The 19,652-nt window shown below is 61.9% G+C and carries 19 protein-coding genes; 4 read left to right on the forward strand and 15 right to left on the reverse strand.

Features of this window, described 5'->3' with window-relative positions:
• Positions 1-70: 70 nt before the first annotated feature.
• From efp to BGO64_RS07975, 3 genes are all read right to left on the reverse strand, one after another.
• Positions 71-637 carry an elongation factor P gene (gene efp, locus BGO64_RS07965; RefSeq protein ID WP_010673788.1) on the reverse strand — a complete coding sequence of 189 codons (567 nt, stop codon included), beginning with the start codon at positions 635-637 and terminating at the stop codon, positions 71-73.
• Between the two features lie 45 nt (positions 638-682).
• Entirely contained in the window at positions 683-1,879 is a 1,197-nt protein-coding gene (gene earP, locus BGO64_RS07970; RefSeq protein ID WP_286700430.1) for an elongation factor P maturation arginine rhamnosyltransferase EarP, read from the reverse strand.
• A gap of 95 nt (positions 1,880-1,974) precedes the next feature.
• Positions 1,975-3,018 (reverse strand): GMP reductase, encoded by a 1,044-nt coding sequence (locus BGO64_RS07975; protein WP_202042865.1) that lies wholly within the window; start codon positions 3,016-3,018, stop codon positions 1,975-1,977.
• 391 nt (positions 3,019-3,409) lie between these two features.
• Between BGO64_RS07975 and rloA3 the strand changes: the two genes are divergently transcribed.
• On the forward strand, positions 3,410-3,889 hold the full coding sequence (rloA3, locus tag BGO64_RS07980) for a retropepsin-like aspartic peptidase RloA3 (protein WP_041201491.1): 480 nt from the start codon (positions 3,410-3,412) through the stop codon (positions 3,887-3,889).
• A 67-nt stretch (positions 3,890-3,956) separates the two neighbouring features.
• Here the strand turns inward: rloA3 and BGO64_RS07985 are convergent, their stop codons facing one another.
• From BGO64_RS07985 to BGO64_RS08015, 7 genes are all read right to left on the reverse strand, one after another.
• Positions 3,957-5,396, reverse strand: a complete 1,440-nt coding sequence (locus BGO64_RS07985) for an ATP-binding protein (protein WP_286700431.1) — start codon at positions 5,394-5,396, stop codon at positions 3,957-3,959.
• Positions 5,393-6,085, reverse strand: coding sequence for a response regulator (locus tag BGO64_RS07990; protein WP_041215642.1), 693 nt, complete (start codon positions 6,083-6,085; stop codon positions 5,393-5,395). The genes BGO64_RS07985 and BGO64_RS07990 overlap by 4 nt, the downstream gene beginning before the upstream one ends.
• Positions 6,086-6,166: 81 nt before the next feature.
• Positions 6,167-6,814, reverse strand: a complete 648-nt coding sequence (locus BGO64_RS07995) for a tetratricopeptide repeat protein (RefSeq protein ID WP_286700432.1) — start codon at positions 6,812-6,814, stop codon at positions 6,167-6,169.
• Position 6,815: 1 nt separating this feature from the next.
• Entirely contained in the window at positions 6,816-7,664 is an 849-nt protein-coding gene (locus tag BGO64_RS08000; RefSeq protein WP_039039562.1) for an SDR family oxidoreductase, read from the reverse strand.
• Complete coding sequence (locus BGO64_RS08005; protein ID WP_039039563.1) at positions 7,661-8,317, reverse strand: iron-containing redox enzyme family protein; 657 nt, start codon at positions 8,315-8,317, stop codon at positions 7,661-7,663. The genes BGO64_RS08000 and BGO64_RS08005 overlap by 4 nt, the downstream gene beginning before the upstream one ends.
• Entirely contained in the window at positions 8,314-9,795 is a 1,482-nt protein-coding gene (locus tag BGO64_RS08010; protein WP_286700433.1) for an AMP-binding protein, read from the reverse strand. Before BGO64_RS08010 ends, BGO64_RS08005 begins: the two co-directional genes overlap by 4 nt.
• A complete protein-coding gene (locus BGO64_RS08015; protein ID WP_042014526.1) occupies positions 9,792-10,457 on the reverse strand; it encodes a thermostable hemolysin in 666 nt (221 codons plus the stop codon). Before BGO64_RS08015 ends, BGO64_RS08010 begins: the two co-directional genes overlap by 4 nt.
• Before the next feature lie 187 nt (positions 10,458-10,644).
• On the opposite strand from BGO64_RS08015, the gene BGO64_RS08020 reads away from it, so the two are divergent.
• The 3 genes from BGO64_RS08020 to BGO64_RS08030 all read left to right on the forward strand — a co-directional run bounded on the left by BGO64_RS08020 (position 10,645) and on the right by BGO64_RS08030 (position 13,644).
• Positions 10,645-11,286, forward strand: coding sequence for a class I SAM-dependent methyltransferase (locus tag BGO64_RS08020; protein WP_103243584.1), 642 nt, complete (start codon positions 10,645-10,647; stop codon positions 11,284-11,286).
• A gap of 74 nt (positions 11,287-11,360) precedes the next feature.
• Positions 11,361-12,587, forward strand: a complete 1,227-nt coding sequence (locus BGO64_RS08025) for a winged helix-turn-helix domain-containing protein (protein WP_286700434.1) — start codon at positions 11,361-11,363, stop codon at positions 12,585-12,587.
• Between the two features lie 94 nt (positions 12,588-12,681).
• Positions 12,682-13,644 carry a hypothetical protein gene (locus BGO64_RS08030; protein ID WP_201955593.1) on the forward strand — a complete coding sequence of 321 codons (963 nt, stop codon included), beginning with the start codon at positions 12,682-12,684 and terminating at the stop codon, positions 13,642-13,644.
• A 69-nt stretch (positions 13,645-13,713) separates the two neighbouring features.
• On the opposite strand, the gene frdD is transcribed toward BGO64_RS08030, so the two are convergent.
• The 5 genes from frdD to BGO64_RS08055 all read right to left on the reverse strand — a co-directional run bounded on the left by frdD (position 13,714) and on the right by BGO64_RS08055 (position 19,502).
• Entirely contained in the window at positions 13,714-14,070 is a 357-nt protein-coding gene (frdD, locus tag BGO64_RS08035) for a fumarate reductase subunit FrdD (protein ID WP_010673803.1), read from the reverse strand.
• A 112-nt stretch (positions 14,071-14,182) separates the two neighbouring features.
• Positions 14,183-14,581, reverse strand: coding sequence for a fumarate reductase subunit C (locus BGO64_RS08040; RefSeq protein WP_010673804.1), 399 nt, complete (start codon positions 14,579-14,581; stop codon positions 14,183-14,185).
• Between the two features lie 16 nt (positions 14,582-14,597).
• Positions 14,598-15,332: a succinate dehydrogenase/fumarate reductase iron-sulfur subunit gene (locus BGO64_RS08045; protein WP_042065016.1), complete on the reverse strand. Its 735-nt coding sequence runs from the start codon at positions 15,330-15,332 to the stop codon at positions 14,598-14,600.
• Positions 15,325-17,109 carry a fumarate reductase (quinol) flavoprotein subunit gene (gene frdA, locus BGO64_RS08050; protein WP_010673806.1) on the reverse strand — a complete coding sequence of 595 codons (1,785 nt, stop codon included), beginning with the start codon at positions 17,107-17,109 and terminating at the stop codon, positions 15,325-15,327. Before frdA ends, BGO64_RS08045 begins: the two co-directional genes overlap by 8 nt.
• 515 nt (positions 17,110-17,624) lie before the next feature.
• Positions 17,625-19,502, reverse strand: coding sequence for a methyl-accepting chemotaxis protein (locus BGO64_RS08055; protein WP_010673807.1), 1,878 nt, complete (start codon positions 19,500-19,502; stop codon positions 17,625-17,627).
• Between the last annotated feature and the right edge of the window lie 150 nt (positions 19,503-19,652).

Below are 19,652 nucleotides of genomic sequence, written 5' to 3' on the forward strand. Positions count from 1 at the left end.
CCGTGAGGTGCCAGCCAATAAAAAAGCGAGCCTTGGCTCGCTTTTTTTGCAATCACATCAAGGGGTCAACTTAGTTGACGCGACGCTTGAATTCACCGGTACGGGTGTCGATTTCGATCTTGTCACCGATCTCCACGAAGGCGGCAACGGCCAGCTCGTAGGAGGTGCCCTTCAGGCGGGCAGGCTTGGTCACTTTACCGGAGGTGTCGCCACGGGCGGCCGGCTCGGTGTACTCGACTTCACGCACGATGGTGGTCGGCAGTTCTACGGAGATGGCTTTCTCGTTGTAGAAAGTCACTTCGCAGAGGTCTTCCATGCCGTCTACCAGGTAGTTCAGGGCATCACCCAGGTTGTCTTTCTCGACGTCGTACTGGTTGTACTCGGTGTCCATGAAGACATACAGCGGGTCGGAGTAGTAGGAGTAGGTGCACTCTTTACGCTCCAGCTGAACGACTTCCAGCTTGTCGTCGGCCTTGAAGACGGTCTCGGTGGCGCTGCCGTTCAGCAGACCCTTCAGCTTCATCTTGACCACGGCGGAGTTACGGCCGGATTTGTTGAATTCAGCCTTCTGGACCACCATCGGCTCGGTGCCGATCATGACTACGTTACCAGCGCGGATTTCCTGTGCGGTTTTCATGTAAAAAATTCCTGTTCGTGAAACGGACGGATAAAAACTGCCAGATTATATACGGCTTTCTAAAAATTTCACCAACCTCGTGACGAGATCCCCGTCCGCCAGCAGCCTCTGTGGCCAGGTGCGCCCATGTTGCTGCCATATGGCCGCGTATTGAGGCCATTGTGCCCAGAGTTCACCCGTATGCTCCCCCCGGTTGAGGGCATGGTTGAAGCGGCGCAGCCACTGACCGGCCGGCGCTGGCAAGGGGGAGAGGTAGTGGTCGAGAAAACCGTCCAGCTTGACCATGTGGGCATCCTCTTCCTGCTGGTAGATATGCCAGAGGAAGGGGCGCCCCGCCCACTGGGCCCGCACGAAGGAGTCCTCCCCGCGCACCAGGTTGAGATCGCAGCTCCACAGCAGGCGATCGTAGCCCCTCTGATCGGTCATCGGCAGCAGCTTGACGGTGAGGTTGCCCGCCTGGAGCAGATCTCCGGCCCGGGCACCGGGAATGGCCTCTGCCAGCCCTGCGCCGATGAGCACGTCGTCGAGGGAGCGCCCCAGCGGCAGCAGCAGGGTGACGGGGGTGACGCTCTGGCGCCAGCCCTCGACCAGGCTCCTGAGCGCCTCGCTCTCGTAGGTAAAGAGGCTGACCCGCAGCTCGTCTTCTCGTTGGGGTGGCAGGCCGAGGCTGGCCCAGTAGGCGGTCAGTCCCGCTTCATCCTGTTGCCAGCGCTCGCGCTCGACGATGAGGCCGTGCTCGCACAAGAGGCCGCCCGTTTTCTGCGTGAAACCCGGGAAGAAGAAGTACTTGTCGAGGCGCTGGCTGCCGACCTGCTGGGGCGAGGCGAGGCCATGGCAATCCTCGACCCAGCTCTCGGCCGAGAGGTATTCGAGGTTGATCCAGAAGGGGGGCGTGGTCTGCTCGGCCATGCGTTCGATAAAGAGGGCAGGCAGCTCGCAGGCAAACGCCTCGATGACCACCCTGGCCGGGGTCATGTCGGCGGGGAGGCGCTCGTGCCAGTGCTGGACATAGATGCCATCGACCCACTGACCGTCCTGTGCGGGGTCGAGCGCCGGGCAGATGCGGGCGAAGCTAGCCAGATCGTCCACCCAGAGCCGCACCTGCACCTCACTCTTCTGCGCCGGGAGCGCGCCTTCCTGTTTGAGCTGGCGGGCGAGCCGCCAGGTGACGCCGATGTCACCGAAGTTGTCGACGACGCAGCAGAAGATGTCCCAGTCGAAGGGGGGGAGAGGGCTTGTCATGGCGCGGGATCCCAGATGCAAAAAAACCGGTGCGCAGGGTAGCACACCGGTTGGTCGGCTTCTAACCGTCAGCGCGTGACGGGGTCTGTGGCAGGTTACTCCTTGCCGTAGACGTTGTTCTCCTGCTCGCGCACCCGGATGAAGGTGGTGCGTTTGGTGAGCTCTTTCAGCTGGCTGGCCCCCACATAGGTGCAGGTGGATCGCACCCCGCCCAGGATGTCGCGCACCGTGTTCTCCACCGGGCCGCGGTAGGGCAGCAGCACGGTTTTGCCTTCGGAGGCGCGATACTCGGCGACACCGCCGGCGTGCTTGTCCATGGCGCTGGCCGAGCTCATGCCGTAGAACTTCATGAAGGGCTCGCCATCGACCTCGACGACTTCGCCGCCGCACTCTTCGTGAGCGGCCAGCATGCCCCCCAGCATCACGAAGTCGGCGCCGCCGCCAAACGCCTTGGCCACATCCCCCGGGCAGGTGCAGCCGCCGTCACCGACGATCTGGCCGCCCAGACCGTGGGCCGCATCGGCACACTCGATGATGGCGGAGAGCTGCGGGTAGCCGACCCCGGTCTTGACCCGGGTGGTGCAGACCGAGCCCGGGCCTATGCCCACTTTGACGATGTCGGCGCCGGAGAGGATCAGCTCCTCCACCATCTCGCCGGTCACCACGTTGCCCGCCAGGATGACGTGGTTGGGGCAGGCGTCACGAATTTTGCGCAAAAACTCGACGAAGTGCTGGGAGTAGCCGTTGGCCACGTCCACGCAGATGAAGCGCAGGGCGCTGGACATCGCGAGGATCTGGCGGGTCTTGGTGAAGTCCTCCTCCGAGGTGCCGGTGGAGACCATTACGTGGCCCAGCAGGGCCGGGTCGGTCTCATTGACGAAGGTTTGCCACTGCGCAAGGCTGTAGTGCTTGTGCACCGCCGTCATCATCTCGAAGCTGGCCAGGGTACGCGCCATGGCGAAGCTGCCGACGGTATCCATGTTGGCGGCGATGACGGGCACGCCCTGCCATCGGGTCTGGGTGTGCTTGAAGGTGAACTGGCGGGTCAGGCTGACTTGGGAACGGCTCTTTAGAGTAGAGCGCTTGGGGCGAAACAGGACATCCTTGAAACCGAGCTTCAAGTCTTCTTCGATACGCATTGCGAATTCCTTATTGAGCCTTGTGTGAGAGGTCACTTTGCAGTGGCAACTTTTCGGCAGGCGCAAAAAAACCGGTGGTTTTCAGGCCCTCCGGTTTACAGCAGTGTAGGCAAAAATCCCGTCAGAACAAGACTGATAATTCACGCACCGCTGTGGTAGCCTTTGGCGTCACAACCTGAGGATGGCCGCCAGCGTCATCCAGCACCCTGTTCTCCCCTCGTTTTCCTGCTGCATTCCCCACTCACGCACCGTGCCCGGCATGGATTGTCGCCTGTTGGCACCGCGTCCAGAGCCCGCTCCCCTGCACGCCAGAATCCGGTTGACCCGGCAGTTGGCTGTGATACATCTGGGCGCAAGACTGACAAGGCGAGAGAGCAAGATGGGCAAGAGAATGGTGGCGGCGGCCATGATGTGGGCGCTGTGCGGCAGCGCGATGGCGGCCCAGACCAGCTATGGCTGGATCGAGAAGGGGGTGCTGATGCCCTACGGGGTGGCGGTCAAGATGAAGCTCGATACCGGTGCCCTCACTTCGTCGCTGGATGCCCGCGACCTGAAGCATTTCAAGAAGGATGGCAAGCCCTGGGTGCGCTTCAACCTGGTGCTGACCGATGCCAATACCGACAAGGTTGTGCGCCGGAGCGTGGAGCGACCGGTGGAGCGCAGCGTGACGGTGCGCGGGGCGGGCGGCATGGAGCAGCGCCCGACGGTGACCATGTCCGTCTGCGTCGGGGACCAGGTCTACAAGGAGTGGTTCACCCTGCGGGATCGCAGCAAGATGATCTACCCGGTGCTGCTGGGGCGCCGTCTGCTGGCGGAGCTGGGACCGGTGGATTCGAGCCGGACCTTCACGGTACAGCCCACCTGCGACTAGGGTGGTGGTGCCATGAAAAACGGGGGCCTGGCCCCCGTTTTTCATGGCGTGCGCAAAGGCTGACCCGTCATGCCTGGCGCGAGGCGGGCAGCAGCACGCTCACTTCGACCCCCCCTTCAGGCCGATTGTGAATGTCGAGATCCGCTCCGTGAAGCTGGGCGATGCGCGAGACGATGGCCATGCCAAGGCCCACGCCATCCCCCTGCTGGGGATTGACCCGGAAGAAGCGCTCGCACAACCGGGAGAGGGCGGCGGTGGGGATGCCGGGGCCGTTGTCCCGCACATCCACCCGGATCCGGTTGCCCACCTGGCTCACCACCACGGCGACCTCGCCGCCCACCTGGGTGTAGCGCAGCGCATTGTCGATGAGGTTGCCGAACATCAGCTCCAGCAACATCGCCTGTCCCATTACCTGCACCTGTTCGGCGCCCTCCAGGGACAGCTGTTGATCCTTTTTCAGGGCGATGGGGGCCAGGGTCGCCAGGGTGCTCTGCAACAGGGGGTGCAGGGGGAGGGCGGTGAGGGCCGGGCTCTGCTGGTTGTCGATGCGGGCCTGGGTCAGCAACTGGCGGATCAGCCGATCGCTGCGATCGAGGGCCAAGAGCATCTTGCGCAGGGCCTGCTCCCGGCTCTGATCATCCTCGGCCGTCATGGCGTTCTCGCTGTGGATGCGCAGTACCGCGAGGGGGGTGCGCAGCTCGTGGGCGGCCTCGTTGGTGAACTGTTTCTCCCGATCCAGGGTGTCAGCGAGGGCGTGCATCAGCCGGTTGATCTCCCCCACCAGCGGCGTCAGCTCCTCGGCCTTGATGGCGAGATTGAGGGGGCTCAGGTTGGCGGGATGACGCTCGCCAATGGCTTGCGCCAGCTGGTGCAGCGGTGACAGTCCCCGGGTGATCAGCCACCACAGCAGACCGAGCAGGAAGGGCAGGGTGATGAAGAGGGGCAGCATGGTGAGGGTGGCCATCTTGCTGGCCAGTTCGCTGCGTTCGTCATCCCGCTCCGCCACGATGAGCCAGGTCTGTTCACCTTCGTTGTAGAGGGTAAAGGTGCGCCACTCGTGGTGATCCTTGGTCTCGCTGTTGAAGCCCCGCTCCAGGGTGGTCAACGGTTGGGCCGGGGCATTGGGCGAGCGCAGCAGCACGGCGCCCTGCTCGCTCAGCAACTGGAAGTAGAGGTTGTGTTCGAATTCATGGCCATAGGGGGTGAACTCGTTGTCCTGGCCGAACTGGAAGAAGCCGCCCTTCTCGATGTGGGGCGTCTCGGGGACGGCCTGCACCCACTCCTGGTATACGGTGCCGTTGCGCGGCAGCTCGCCGCTCTGCTTGAGATAGCGGCTGAGCAACTGGTTGGTGATGCGGGCGGACTGGGCGAGACGGGCATCAAACAGCTCTTCCATTTCGTGGTTGGCCTGCAGGTAGCCGATAAGGCCGCTGATGGCGAGGCTGAGGCTGACCAGGGCCAGGATGCCGGAGAGCAGGAAACGGCGGATGGAACGGACACGGCTCATGGGGCGGAGGCTCCTCTTGCGCCCTGGACGTCGAGCTGGGGCACGATGTAACCGACGCCGCGAATGTTGCGGATGAGCTCGGGGAAGAATTTCTTGCGCAGATGGTGAATGTGCACCTCCACCGCGTTGCTCTCTGCCCCCTCGTCCCAGCCGTAGAGGCTCTGTTGCAGTTGATCCCGGCTCAATACCCGGCCGCTCTGGGTGATGAGCTCCTGCAACAGCTTGTACTCGTGGGGGGTGAGCTTGACCGGCTCGCCCCGATAGGTGACCTGTTGTGACGCGGGGAAGAGCTGCAGCTCCCCGTACTCCAGCACCGCCTGGGCCTGCCCCTTGCTGCGCCGCACCAGGGCGCGCAGCCGGGCGTTGAGCTCCTGCAGGGCGAAGGGTTTGACCATGTAGTCGTCGGAGCCTGCATCCAGCCCCAGCACCCGGTCGTCCAGGGCATCACGGGCGGTCAGGATGAGCACGGGCAGGGTCTGCCCCTCCCGGCGCAACTTGCGCAGCAGGCTGATGCCGTCGATGTCCGGCAGGTTGAGATCCAGGACAAGGGCGGCAAATTCCTCGCTCTTGAGCGCCGAGAGGGCCGGCATCCCCTGCTGGAGCCAGTCCACCGTGTAGCCGCTGCTGCGCAGGGCATCCACCATGCCGTCTCCCAGCATCACATCATCTTCCACCAACAGGATCCGCATTGTTCTCTCCCTCAAACGACACTGCCCACCAGTATGCAAGCTGGTGGGCAGAGTTGAAATAGCGCACTGTGCTGCTTGTGTTTACAGCTTGGCGAGACGCTCGCGAATTTCCATTCTGCGGCCCTCGTCCGCCACCTCGCGGCCAGGGCGCGCCGGGGCGGCCAGGGCCTTGTCCAGATAGACCTTCGCCTGTGCCTTGTCACCCTGATCCAGCAGGAAGTCGCCGTAGAAGAAGTTGGGGTCGATGCCGGTGGGATTGATGGCCAGCGCCTGCTTGAGCAGCTTCTCCGCCTTCTCGTCGTCTCCAAAGCCCACCGGCCAGCCCGGCACCTGGTAGTAGAGGGAGCCCAGGCTGGTGTAGGCCGAGCCTTCCAGCGCCTTGGGATCCTGCTTGATGGCGATCTCGAGCTTGGCCTTGGCCTCCTTCACCAGGCTCAGGGCGCCGAGGCCGCCCTTGGCCCCCGCCCAGGTGCTCTTGACGATGGCGGACCAGATCAGCAGATCGGTGCGAAATGCCTCCTTGGCGCTCGCCTCATCGGCCTTGGCACTCAGGTTCTCCAGGCAGCTCTCCTTGGCTTTTCCGGTCTGCTGGTACTGGCAGTGGGCCCACTCCTGCTGAATGGTGGGCAGGGCATCGGCGGCCTGGGCCAGACCGCTTGCCAGCAGGCCTCCCAGGGCGAGCAACAGGGGGCCGTGACCAAATCGGGGACGGAAAGTGGCGTGCTTCATCTCAATGTTCCTTCTCGTTTGTCGCACAGGCGGGATCGCTCCTGTGATCGGGGGCTGGGGAGGCGGTGCGGCGGGCGTGGCGCTCGATGATCGGGCGCTGCTTGGCCAGGGCCATGTCCACCAAGGCGGGCAGCAGGCCGTTGAGCCGCACAAAAAGCTTTTCCGGCCAGCCGAGCCAGCGGCGGCGTGTCTCGTTGCACAGGGCGATGACGGCCTCCTCGGCCACGTCCTGTGGGCTGTCGGTCCGGGTGCCGAGCTCGGCATTCATGGCATAGGCCGCCTCGGAGTTGAGGTGGGTGCGGGTGGCACGGGGGGCAAAGTGCAGCACCTTGATGCCGGTTCCCTCCAGCTCCCGCCCCAGGGACTCGCTGAAGCCGCGCATGGCGAACTTGCTGGCGCAATAGACGCTGTAGCCGGCAAAACCGATGGCCCCGAGGCTGGAGCCGATGTTCATGATGATGGCGGGCTTGCGCAGCCGGGGCAGCAGGGCCCGGGTGAGCTGGATGGGCGCCTCGACGTTGAGCAGCAACTGGCGTGTCACCTGCTCGCTGCTCTGATCTTCCAGCCAGGCGAACTGGTTGCAGCCCGCACTGTTGATGAGCACGTCCAGCCCCTCGTCCAGGGCCGGATGTTGCAGTAGCTGCGCCCGCTCATGGGGAGAGCCGAGATCGGCCGTCACCGTCTGGTGGCGATCCGGATGAGGCAGCTCCCGGCGCAGGCGCTCCAGGGCGCTGGCCCGACGACCGTGCAGCAGCAGATGGGCACCCTGGGCCGCCAGTTCATGGGCCAGGGCTTCACCAATGCCGCCACTGGCGCCAGTCAGCAGTATGCGTTTGCCTTCAAGCTTCATTGGCAGGATCCCGTGAGCTGATAGAGCATGTCGCCATAGAGGCGGTAGACCACCTTGGCGGCGTGAATGATGGCGGCCTGATCGGCAGCATCTTCCACCCGGTTCATCAGGGATTCGAAGAACTTGAGGTGCTCCTGGTCCAGGGCCCCGTGGGAGCTCAGGTAGCTCATGGCCTGGGGCGGCAGACCCAGACCGCTCTTGAGCTGGTCGGCGACGGTCAGGGCGATGGCGACGCTGGTGCCTTCCAGCACCTGCACCATGCCGAAGAAGCCCATGGGGTTGCCGCGCTGGATCTGGTCGTAGAGGAAGGCCACCATTAACTCGATGGGCAGGCCCGGCTGGCCGTGGCGCACCGCCTCGGCATCACCGCCGCAGGCACGGATGTCGTTCAGGATCCACTCCTGATGGCCGTACTCCTCGTCGATGTACTCCCTGATGGCGCCACGCACCCATTCGTACTCCTGCCCCAGCTTGCCGCCGGTGGCCATCAGGAGCGGCACCGTGTGGCGCACGTGGTAGTAGGCCTGTGCCAGGAAGGCGAGGTAGGTGTCACGGCTGATGTCGCCGCGGCGGCAGGCCTCGATGATGGGGGCGTTGAACAGGCGTTCGCGCTCGCAGGCGGTGGCTTGTTGCAGGGTCTGGTAGAAGCTCATGAGGTCTCTCCTGTGAGGCATTGGCTGATCTGCCGGGAAAAATGGTGATAAATCTCGTTGCGACGGGGGCGCCCGTTGGCCGTCAGCAGGCCGGGGAGCTGATCCAGGGCGACCGGCAACCAGTGATGGATGCGGGCGTAATCGGGCAACTGCTGGTTGAGCCGGGCAATCTGCTCTGGCAATTGGGACTGGCTGCCCGGCAGCGGCTGGATAAGGGCCACGTTGGCGGGCTGACCGTCACCGAAGATGACGATGCGGGCGATGGCCGGGCAGATCTGGGCCTGGGCTTCCACCCACTCCGGGGAGAAGTTGCGGCCAAAGGCGGTGATCTGCACGTTCTTCTTGCGCCCCGTGATGTGCAGGTAGCCCTCCTCGTCGATCCGACCCAGATCCCCTGTGGCGATCTGGCTGCCCGTCTCGCCCTCTTCCCCCAGGTAGCCCAGCATGGCGCTGCCGCTGACCATGACTTCGCCGTCTGCGGCGATCGTCACCTGGCAGTGAGGCAGGGGCAGGCCGACGCTGCCGGGACGATCCCCGTGTGGGCCGTTCAGGGCGACCACGGAGCCGCATTCGGAGAGACCGTATCCCTCGTAGACCGGCAGCCCCGCCGCACGGGCGTGAGCGATGAGTTCGGGGGCGACCTTGCCGCCGCCCACGGCGACGAAGCGCAGGGTGCCGAGCTGTGTCGCCAGGGCAGGGGTATTGAGGCACAGGGCCAGCAGCAGGCGCAGCAACTCGGGTACCAGCACCAGGCTGTGGCTGGGCCAGCGCAGCAGTGCCTGGGCCAGGGCTGCAGGATCCAGCTTGCTGGAGCCCGAGAAGCCGAGTTCCCCCAGGGAAGGGATGCGGCTGCAGGCGCCGGTCAGCAGCGGTACATACAAGCCGGTCAGGTTCTCCAGCAAGGTGGTGAGGGGCAGCAGGGTCAGGTGCTTCTCAACCCGGGCAGGGGCCACCCGCAGGGCAAGGGATCCGCAGACCGCCGTCATCTGTTCCAGCGACAGGCAGACGCCCTTGGGTTGCCCCGTGGTGCCAGAGGTATAGGTGATCTTGGCGGTGCCCGCCGGCAGCTCGGGGAGGCGGGCCGGGAGGCGGCGCCACAGGGGCACGGCCTGTTCATCGGGCCTGCCTGCCATGAGCACGAGGGGCGAGGCGGCCTGCCACCCCTGGTGCTCCGGGCCGACCAGGGCGTCGGCTCCGCTGCTTTCCAGCAGCCACGTCTGCTGCGCCGGACTGAAGAAGTGGGGAACCGGGATGACCACGATGCCGGCCCAGGTGCAGGCGAGATCGATCAGTGCCCAGGGCAGGCCGTTGTCGAGTTGCAGGGCCAGGCGGCGGATGCCGGCCCCTTGCAGCACTCCTGCCAGTTGCTGGATCTGCTGCCACAGGCTCTGGTAATCCAGCTCACCCTGGCTGCCTAGCAGCGCAGGCTGGTGCGGGGTCTGGCTGGCATGGTGGGCGATGGTGTCGAACAGCGTCATTGCGCGCACCTCCTGTCGATGTCGGCATGGTTAAAAAGGCGGGGCATGGGCCCCAGCAGGTTGAGCAGCAGGCTGCTTTGTGCGAGCACCTCGCGCCCCTGGTTGATGTCGCCTGCCATCACCTTGGGCTGGCAGCGGTAGTATTCGCCCCAGGCACTGGCATCCTCTCCCACCTGATGGGCCTGGGCGGGGGCCAGCTCAACCGGGTTGAGACGCAGGCGGGTAAAGCTGTTGCGCAGCTTGGCGGTGCCGGTGAACACCACGTAGTCCAGGGCGTTATCACACAGCAGACGACACAGCGCGGCAAACATCAGGCGGGCGTGACCCGGTTCGCTGCAAGCAAGATTGCCCACTTCGATGATGCGGTGGCGGGCCGGACGGACCCCGAGACGGGTCTCGATGGCGGCCTCGACAGGCTGCTCCAGATATTGCTCCAGATAGAGCGGTTGCTCGTGCTCGCCATGGCAGGCCTGATTGAGGCCGCAGGCACCGACCAGCACGCCATCAGCCCGGTAGAGCCCGAGCAGGCAGGGCAGGAAATGGGGAATGCGGGCGTTGAACTCGAGGGTGTAGGCGGCCTGGATATAGGTTTGCAGCGCCATGACCTGCTGCGGGGATTCGGCCAGGATCAACCGGTAGGGGGCTTGGATCTCGATGGTCATGGTTGGCTCCTTCTCTTGCGATGGGATGAGAGTAAAAGGGCAAACTTAAGAAACCCTTAAGGCGCAAAAAAAGACGAAAAAAACTGGCGGGGGGTGAATGGGGGGCGATGGGGGCACCAGACAAAACAGTTGCCAGCAGCGGGCGTGGCAGGCAATCTGCCCCGCTGTCGCCACCCGAGGAGCTGCCATGTCATCCCCTGTTCACTGTCCCCTGTGTCTCTCCCCTCGGCACCATGCCCTGCCGGTGGCGGGCAAGGGCTATTACCGCTGCCTGGCGTGCGAGCTGGTCTGGATGGACGAGGCGGACCACCTGGACGAGGGGGCCGAGAAAGCGGTCTATGACGGGCACGACAACCGGGTGGACGATCCCCGCTACCGGGCCTTTCTGATGCGCGCCTTTGGCGAGGTGCTGGCCCGGGTGTTGCCTCCTGCCAGCGGCCTCGATTTTGGCTGCGGCCCCGGGCCTGCCCTCATCGCCATGGGGCGGGAGGCGGGCTTCGAGATGGCGGGCTACGACAAGTTCTATGCCGACGACCCCGAGTGCCTGACAAGGCAATACGACTTCATCACCAGCACCGAGGTGATAGAGCACATCGCCACCCCCCGCGCCGTGCTGGACACGCTCTGGGGCTGTCTCAAGCCCGGCGGGGTGCTGGTGTTGCAGACCCAGCGGGTGCTGGGGGACGAGCGCTTCAAGACCTGGCGCTATCGCCACGATCCCACCCATATCGTCTTCTTCGCCGAGGCCTCGTTCCGTGCCCTGGCGGTCCGCTGGCAGGCAGAGGTCGAGTTTCCTCATGCGGATGTGGCGGTGTTCACCAAACCCTGAGCCGGGCGTTTTCATTTGGCCATGAGTTGGGCATGCTGGTGGCCTGATACCCAGGAACGGATGCCCCTATCTCCATGTCGATCCCCCACCTCTCATTGCAAGACGCCCGCCACCTGCAACTGGCGGCCCAGGGGCTGCTGACCCCGCGCCGCGCCAGAGTAACCCCCGCCGACCTGCTCGCCTGCATTCGCCGCATGGCGTTGCTGCAGATAGACACCATCTCCGTGGTGGCCCGCAGCCCCTATCTGGTGCTGTTCAGCCGCCTTGGCCACTACGATCCGCGCTGGCTGGAACAACTGCTGGCCGATGGTGATCTCTTCGAATACTGGGCCCACGAGGCCTGTTTCGTCCCCCGGGAAGATTACCGGCTGCTGCGCCATCGCATGCTGGATCCCGCCGCCATGGGCTGGAAGTTCTCCGCCCAGTGGCTCAAGACCCACGGCGGCGAGATAGCGCAGATAGTCGAGCGCATTCGCCAGGATGGCCCGGTGCGGGCGGCAGACTTCGAGCGCAAGGGGGACAAGGGCAACGGCTGGTGGGACTGGAAGCCCGAAAAGCGCCACCTGGAGGTGCTGTTTACCGCAGGCCAGCTGATGGTGCGCGAACGGCGCAATTTCCAGCGTGTCTACGATCTCGCCGAGCGGGTCATGCCGGAGTGGAATGACGAGCGGGATCTGCCGAGTCCTGATCTCGCCCGGCGGGACATGGTGCGAGCCAGTTGCCGGGCGCTGGGGTTGGTCAAGACCGGCTGGGTGGCGGATTACTATCGCCTTAAACGGGGGAAATACGACGCCCTGCTCCACCAGCTGGCGGACGAGGGGGAGCTGTTGCCGGTACGAGTGGAGGGGTGGCAGCACGGAGCCTTCGTTCACGCCTCCCTGGCCGATGAGCTGGTCCGGGCCCAGGCGGGCACCCTCAAGGCGAGCCACACCGCCGTGCTCTCGCCCTTTGACCCGCTGGTGTGGGATCGCAAGCGGGCCAGCGAGTTGTTTGGCTTTGACTATCGCATCGAGTGCTATACCCCGGCCCCCAAGCGCCAGTACGGTTATTTCGTGCTGCCGTTGCTGCATCGCGGCAAGCTGGTGGGCAGGATGGACGCCAAGGCCCATCGCAAGGAGGGGGTGTTCGAGGTCAAGAGCCTCTATCTGGAAGACGGGGTCAGGGTGACCCGGACCCTGGCCCAGGATCTGGGCAAGGCCATCCAGAAGCTGGCGGAGTGGCACCAGACACCGACCCTGCGCTACGGCGCCATTCCTGCGCCCTTGCTGGCCCTGTGGCAGGAGATATCGTCGCCTCTGTAGTCAAACTTACGGGGATTAATAAGTACTTGTTCAAGTGTTGGTACGCTAATTGGTTAGCGTACAACGACAAGCTCAAATCGTGAGAGATATTAGGATGGTGACAGGACAACGACTTAATACCGCACTTTGCGGGCTTTCAGCAGAGTTCGGTTACTACCCAGAGTTTTGTGATATTGAGACCGATAGATTCTCAATCAGAACACTTCCCGAACATGAACGCATTGTGGCGCTCGTATCAGGGGACCCGAATGTCCTCAAAGGTTGGATCTATCCGGGGGCGCAGCAATATAGAGAATTCATGAGCGGACATGTTCGTTCAATGCCTTATAACGTTCGTGTTTTTGGGCTTCCCAAAACCCATGTTCTGACGCTTCCAGAGCGCAGAAACAGAGAGGAACTCGATTTTGTGGTGTGGTGCTTATCCTTTTTCACCGGTATGAGACTAACTACAACAGAGGCTGGCTTTCTCGATGCAACCCCCATCCAGCCGGGAAAGCTCGTTGATTTTATCCTGAGTCGCAGCACTATCGCCGATGTCATCGAATTGGCGCTGGACTATCTGGAATCGGAGCGTGGTGATGCTCGTGCGCCTAAGCGGGTGACTGCTGTCATCCATGCCTTGTTTTTGGCGCAGTATCCACAGAATCTCTCTTTTGAGCGATTTCAGTACCTGTACATGGCACTGGATGCTTGTTTCAGGCTAGTTGAAGTCAAAGAAGCGAAAAAACTCCAGATTTCTCATGCTGGACGTGTTCAATGGATGTGTGAAAAATTTGGTATGCCAGTACCTGATTGGGCTAAGAACAGCAAAACAGAGCCCTCATCGCTATCGGTCGCCCGTAATGACACTTTCCACGAAGCCATATTCTTTGATGGGCCGTTGGGATTTGCTAGTTACGACGGTAACCTGCGCTCAGCAGAACAGGAAAACACCCTACTGCAAATGGAAGCATTGGTTTGTCGGTTACTGGTGGCCATTCTTGGTAAGCCTGGCGTCGGCTATGTTAAGACCTCCGTCAATACCATAGAGATTCACGCACTGGAACTACGTGGATGAAGGCCAGAATTAAACCGCAAATAAAAAAACCGGGCACTGGGCCCGGTTTGTTATGCAGTCAGGATGTGCTTACTGGAGCACCAGCACCATCAGCAGGCCGACGGTGATGGCGGACACCAGGAAGGCGAAGCCATAGAACACATAGTGGTGCAGCTTGGTGGTGTGGATCCCCAGATCATGCAGGCCGTGGTAGATGCGGTGCATGCCGTGCCAGACGGGCAGGGCGATGATCACCAGCAGGATGCAGGCACCCCACCAGGAGCTGGCGAATGCCAGCACGCGCTCGTAGCTCATGGTCTCCACGTCCATGATGCCCATGGGCACCAGCAGACCTGTGATGAGGACAATGACCGGCAGCAGCATGGCAACCACCATGCCACCCGCACCAAACAGACCCCAGTAAATTGGCTCGTCAGAACGTCTCATATTTTTTCCTCAAATCATGATTGAGTGATCGTGGCCAACGTTTCTGAGTGAGAGCCCGGTACCAAACAGACACCAATAACCGGGTTCGTCAGAACGTCTTATGGTTTTCTCCTCAGGCCACGATGATCAGGACAAGCAGGGATACCGCCGCCAGCGCCACATACTGGGCGATGACGATCGGCTTCTCCGGCACCAGGTCTTCGCCACGGAAGATGCGCATGGCTTTCGGTGCCAGGGCGAACCAGGTCTTGGCGTGGAACAGGCAGGCTGCCAGGGCGATGACGTGGAACAGGATGGCAATGGGGCTCTGCAGGGATTCCAGCCAGCCGTTGAATGCCTCCTGACCCTGTACCAGCCGCAGCAGACCCCACATCAGCACGACGGCGTAGATGGAGACGAAGATGCTGGTGCCTTCGCGGATCATGTAACCGGTGTAGAAGGCATTCTTCAGCCACCAGTCTTTTTTCATCTCGCGCACGTAAGGCTTACGTTTGCTCTCAGTGTTGTTCATGGTCTCACTCCTGGTCTCAGTCCGGCTTGAACATGGCGATCATGTAGTCCTTGGCGCTCTCGACCTTGCCAAGCTGGATGGCGGCGGCCGGATCCACGCCTTTCGGGCACACTTCGGAGCAGTAGCCCACGAAGGTACAGCCCCAGACGCCCTCGTCCTGGCTGATGATCTTCATCCGCTCCCTGGACGCGCTGTCGCGGTTGTCGGCGTTGTAGCGGTAGGCCAGTGCCAGGGCCGCCGGACCGGTGAACTTCTTGTTGATGCCATATTGCGGGCAGGCCGCGTAGCACAGACCGCAGTTGATGCACATGGAGAACTGGTGATACTTCGCCATGTCAGCCGGCGTCTGGGTGTACTCGCCGTCGCACAGGCTGCGCGGCTCGGACGGGATGATGTAGGGCTTGATGCTCTCCAGCTTCTCGATGAAGTCGGACATGTCGACCACCAGATCGCGCTCGATGGGGAAGTTGTTGAGCGGCTCGATAGTCATCTTGCCCGGCAGGTAATCCCGCAGGAAGGTCTTGCAACCGAGTTTCGGAATGCCGTTGACCATCATGCCGCAGGAGCCGCAGATCGCCATCCGGCAGGACCAGCGGAAGCTCAAGGTAGAGTCCAGATGATCCTTGATGTATTGCAGCGCATCCAGCAGGGACATCTCTTTGAGGTAGGGCACCTGGAAGGTCTGCATCCAGGGCTCGTTATCCTGCTCGGGACGGTAGCGCAGGATTTCAATTTCGATCATCTCAGCCATTCTTCTTAGCCTCGTCTTGTTTCTCACCCTCGGAACCGTACACGCGCTTGGCCGGTTGGGATTTAGTGATCTTCACATCGGAATAGTCGATGGTCGGGGCCCCTTCGCCGTTGTAGAAGGAGAGAGTGTGCTTGAGGAAGTTGACGTCATCGCGCTCCTCGTAACCGTCCAGACGCTGGTGGGAACCGCGGGACTCTTTGCGGTTGATGGCGGAGTGCGCCATGGCTTCCGCCACGTCCAGCATGTAGCCCAGCTCGATGGCGTACAGCAGGTCGGTGTTGAAGACCGAGGACTTGTCGTTGATCTTGATCTTCTTGTAACGGGCTTTCAGCTCGTTGATCTTGTCGATGGTGCCCTGCATCAGCTCTTCGGTACGGTAGATACCGACACCGGCTTCCATGGACATGCCCAGTTCGTTGCGGATATCCGCCGGGTTTTCGGTGCCGTCGATGTCCAGCAGGGAGAGGTGCTGCTTGATGAGCGCCTCGGCCTTGGCGACCAGCGCCTGGGTGTTGCCATGTTGCTGGGTGGCGGCAAACTCGGCTGCCTGCTCACCGGCCACCTTGCCGAAGACCACGATCTCGGACAGGGAGTTGGAACCCAGACGGTTGGCGCCGTGCAGACCGACGGAGGCACATTCGCCAGCGGCATAGAGACCGGCCAGACGAGTGGCGCACTTGCCGTCGGTTTCGATGCCACCCATGGTGTAGTGGGCAGTCGGACGGACCGGGATCGGCTCTTTGACCGGATCCACACCCACGTAGGCCTTGGCCAGTTCGCAGATAAAGGGCAGACGCTCTTTCAGGTACTTCTCGCCAAGGTGGCGCAGGTCAAGGTGAACCACATCGCCCATGGGGCCCTGGATCACGCGGCCTTTTTGCTGCTCCTGCCAGAAGGCCTGGGAGAGACGGTCGCGCGGACCCAGCTCCATGTGCTTGTTCTTCGGCTGGCCGACCGGGGTTTCCGGGCCCAGACCGTAATCTTGCAGGTAGCGATAGCCATCCTTGTTGAGCAGGATGCCACCCTCACCACGACAACCTTCGGTCATCAGGATGCCGGTGCCCGGCAGACCGGTCGGGTGATACTGGACGAACTCCATGTCCCGCAGCGGTACGCCGTGGCGGTAGGCCAGGGCCATGCCGTCACCGGTGACGATGCCGCCGTTGGTGTTGTAGCGATAGACACGACCTGCGCCGCCGGTGGCCAGCACCACGGACTTGGCCTGGATGAAGCGGGTGATGCCGTTCTGGATGTCAAAGGTGACGACACCCTGGACGCGGCCATCTTCCACGATGAGATCCAGACAGAAGTGCTCGTCGAAGCGCTTGATGGTCGGGTACTTGATGGAGGTCTGGAACAGGGTGTGCAGGATGTGGAAGCCGGACTTGTCGGCGGCGAACCAGGTGCGGGGGATCTTCATCCCGCCGAAACGGCGCACGTTGGCCTTGCCGTCCGGTTTGCGGCTCCAGGGGCAACCCCAGTGCTCCAGCTGGATCATCTCGTTGGTGGCGTTGTTGACGAAGTACTCGACTACGTCCTGCTCACACAACCAGTCACCACCGGAGACGGTGTCGTTGAAGTGGTTTTCCAGGGAGTCGTCATCACGGACGACGCCTGCGGCGCCACCTTCGGCGGCCACGGTATGGCTGCGCATCGGATAGACCTTGGAAATCAGGGCGATCTCCAGCTCCGGGTGGGCTTCTGCAATGGCGATTGCGGCACGCAGGCCACCGCCACCGGCACCGATGATGGCAACATCGGTCTTGATAATATCCACATCTGCCTCCTTAGGGATAGATTTGCTGGGCACGATTTTGCTCTATGAAAAAAATTCAGGCTTGATGCAAGTCAAACTGCTTTGTTTTAGTGCTTGGCAACGGTGATTTTTATTACAACCACCCCATTCCTTGGATGAAAATGCCGTCATTATCGCCATCCATCAGTGATCTGGATCAGCCGTACTCGCTACTCTGGTGATTTTAACTCCAAGATTATACGTAGTTTTCTTTCAAAAAAATGAGAAATGCCTCTCTTTTTGGGTATTACCCATAAAGTTTTTAAGTTTTTTATCAAAACAGTTTAATGATAACTATTATCACGATGACATATCGAGGTTAGGCATCAAAAAAGTAATGCGAATATAGCCATGACAGACTGGGCCCGTCTCCCACACATGGGCAAAAGGAGATGTCGATCACAGGGTTGAGGGTCTCGAAAGGGGATTATAACCGTTGAAACAAAAAGGGTTTATAAAAAAAGGGGCCTGAACGGCCCCTTTCTTCCCATGGTCGATCAGATGCGGAACATGCCGACCTGATTATTCAATTCACCTGAAATATTTTTAAGCTGGGCCGACAGATTGCGGGAGCTGTCTGCATCCACTGCCAGCTCGTCCGAGACATCCTTGACCGCCTGGATGTTGCGGCTCACTTCGTCGGTGACGGCACGCTGTTCCTCGGCGGCGCTGGAGATCTGGGTCGCCATGTCGGAGATCTGGTTGATGGAGGTGGTGATCTGCTCCAGCGCCTGGGTCGCATCGTTGGCATCTTCCACGCTGTTCTGGGCCAGCAACTGACCCTCGTGCATGGTACTGACGGCGCCCTGGGTGTTGCGCTGCAGGGTCTCGATCATGCTGCGGATCTCGACGGTGGAGCTGTGGGTGCGCTGGGAAAGCACCCGCACCTCGTCGGCCACCACGGCAAAGCCGCGTCCCTGCTCGCCAGCCCGGGCGGCCTCGATGGCGGCGTTGAGCGCCAGCAGGTTGGTCTGCTCGGCGATGCCCTGGATGGTGGAGAGGATGGTGTTGATCTCCTGGGCGTTCTTCTCCAGTTCCTGAATGATGCCGGAGGCCTGCTTGACCTGGGTGGCGAGATCCGTGATGGAGCGCTGGTTGCGGGCAATCACCTGCTTGCCGTGCTCGCAACTGCTGGAGGAGCTGCGGGCCGCTTCCGCGGTCTGCTCGGCATTGCTGGCCACTTCGACGGCGGTGGCGGACATCTCGTGCACTGCGGTCGCAATCTGGGAGATCTCGTTTTGCTGGCGGGCTAGCCCCTGGTTGGATTTCTCCGCCATGTCGTGGGAAGACCTGGCCTGCTGGTTGAGCTGGGTGGAGGAGTTGGAGATGTCCTGCACCATGACGTGGATGCGCTCGATGAAGGTGTTGACGTGCTTGGCGACGGTACCGACCTCGTCTTCACGCTCGATCTTGATGCGACGGGTGAGATCGCCGTTGCCGCGGGAGAGATCGGCAATTGCCTCGCCCAGGGTTTTCAGCGGCGCCAGGGAGCCGTTGATGGCGACATAGGAGAAGCCCGCCACGATGAGGATGGTCAGCAATCCCTGAATGAGGGCGGAGGTGACCATGCGGGAGACGGACTGGTAGGCGACCGCTTCGTCCACCACGATGCCGAAATACCAGTTGGTGTTGGGGATCTCGGTGAGGTCGAATACGCTCGCCTTGCCGCTGATATCCATCTCGGAGATGGTGTTGTCATGGGCCAGCTCGTTGACCTTGGCTGCCGTCAGTTCCGGGGAGATGGCGGTGGCGGGTTTGAGGGTCAGATCCTTGTCCGGGTGGGCGATGATGGTGCCGTTGCTGTCCACCAGAATGGCATAGGTGCCTTCCGAGTTCATGGCGAGCACGTCTTTCACCAGGCCGTCGATGGAGACGTCACCGGCGATGACGCCGTCGGTGTTGCCGCGACTGAAGGGCTCGGCGATGGTGATGATGAGCTGGCCGGTGGTGATGTCGGCATAGGGGGCAGTGATGGCGAGCTTGCCGGCGGCCATGGCGTCCTTGTACCAGGGGCGCTGGCGCGGATCATAGCCAGCCGGCAGATCGGTCGGCTTGCTCTGGATCATCCGGCCATCCTTGGTGCCCACGTAGACGAGATCGAAGTTGCCCGCATTCATGGACTGGGCCAGGTGGCTGAGGGGCTCGTCTTCCTTGGCGAAGGCTTCCTTGGTGGCGGTGACGAGATTGATGCGGGCGTCGAGCCAGCGGGAGATCCCCTTGACGTTGGCGACCGAGCTGTCGTCGATGAAGCTCCAGATCAGCCGCTGGGTTTCACTGCGCAACTGGGAGGTGTTGTACCAGACCTGCAGGCCGGTGATGACCAGAATGATGGCCCCGATGGAGAGGACCAGCTTGTTCTTGATGGATAGGTTCATGTTTACATCCTTGTGAGCGTCAGTCAGAGATCCATGGTGTTTGTTATTGTTATGAGCCAACTCTGTATCGGCTGGCTATGGACTTTATGTATCCCGGTGCACCGCATTTTTTCAATTCTTTTCACCTCCTTGTGGCCTGCCAGGCCGCGC

It is taken from the genome of Aeromonas sp. 62-46 (assembly GCF_001898585.1).
Lineage (GTDB): Bacteria > Pseudomonadota > Gammaproteobacteria > Enterobacterales > Aeromonadaceae > Aeromonas > Aeromonas caviae.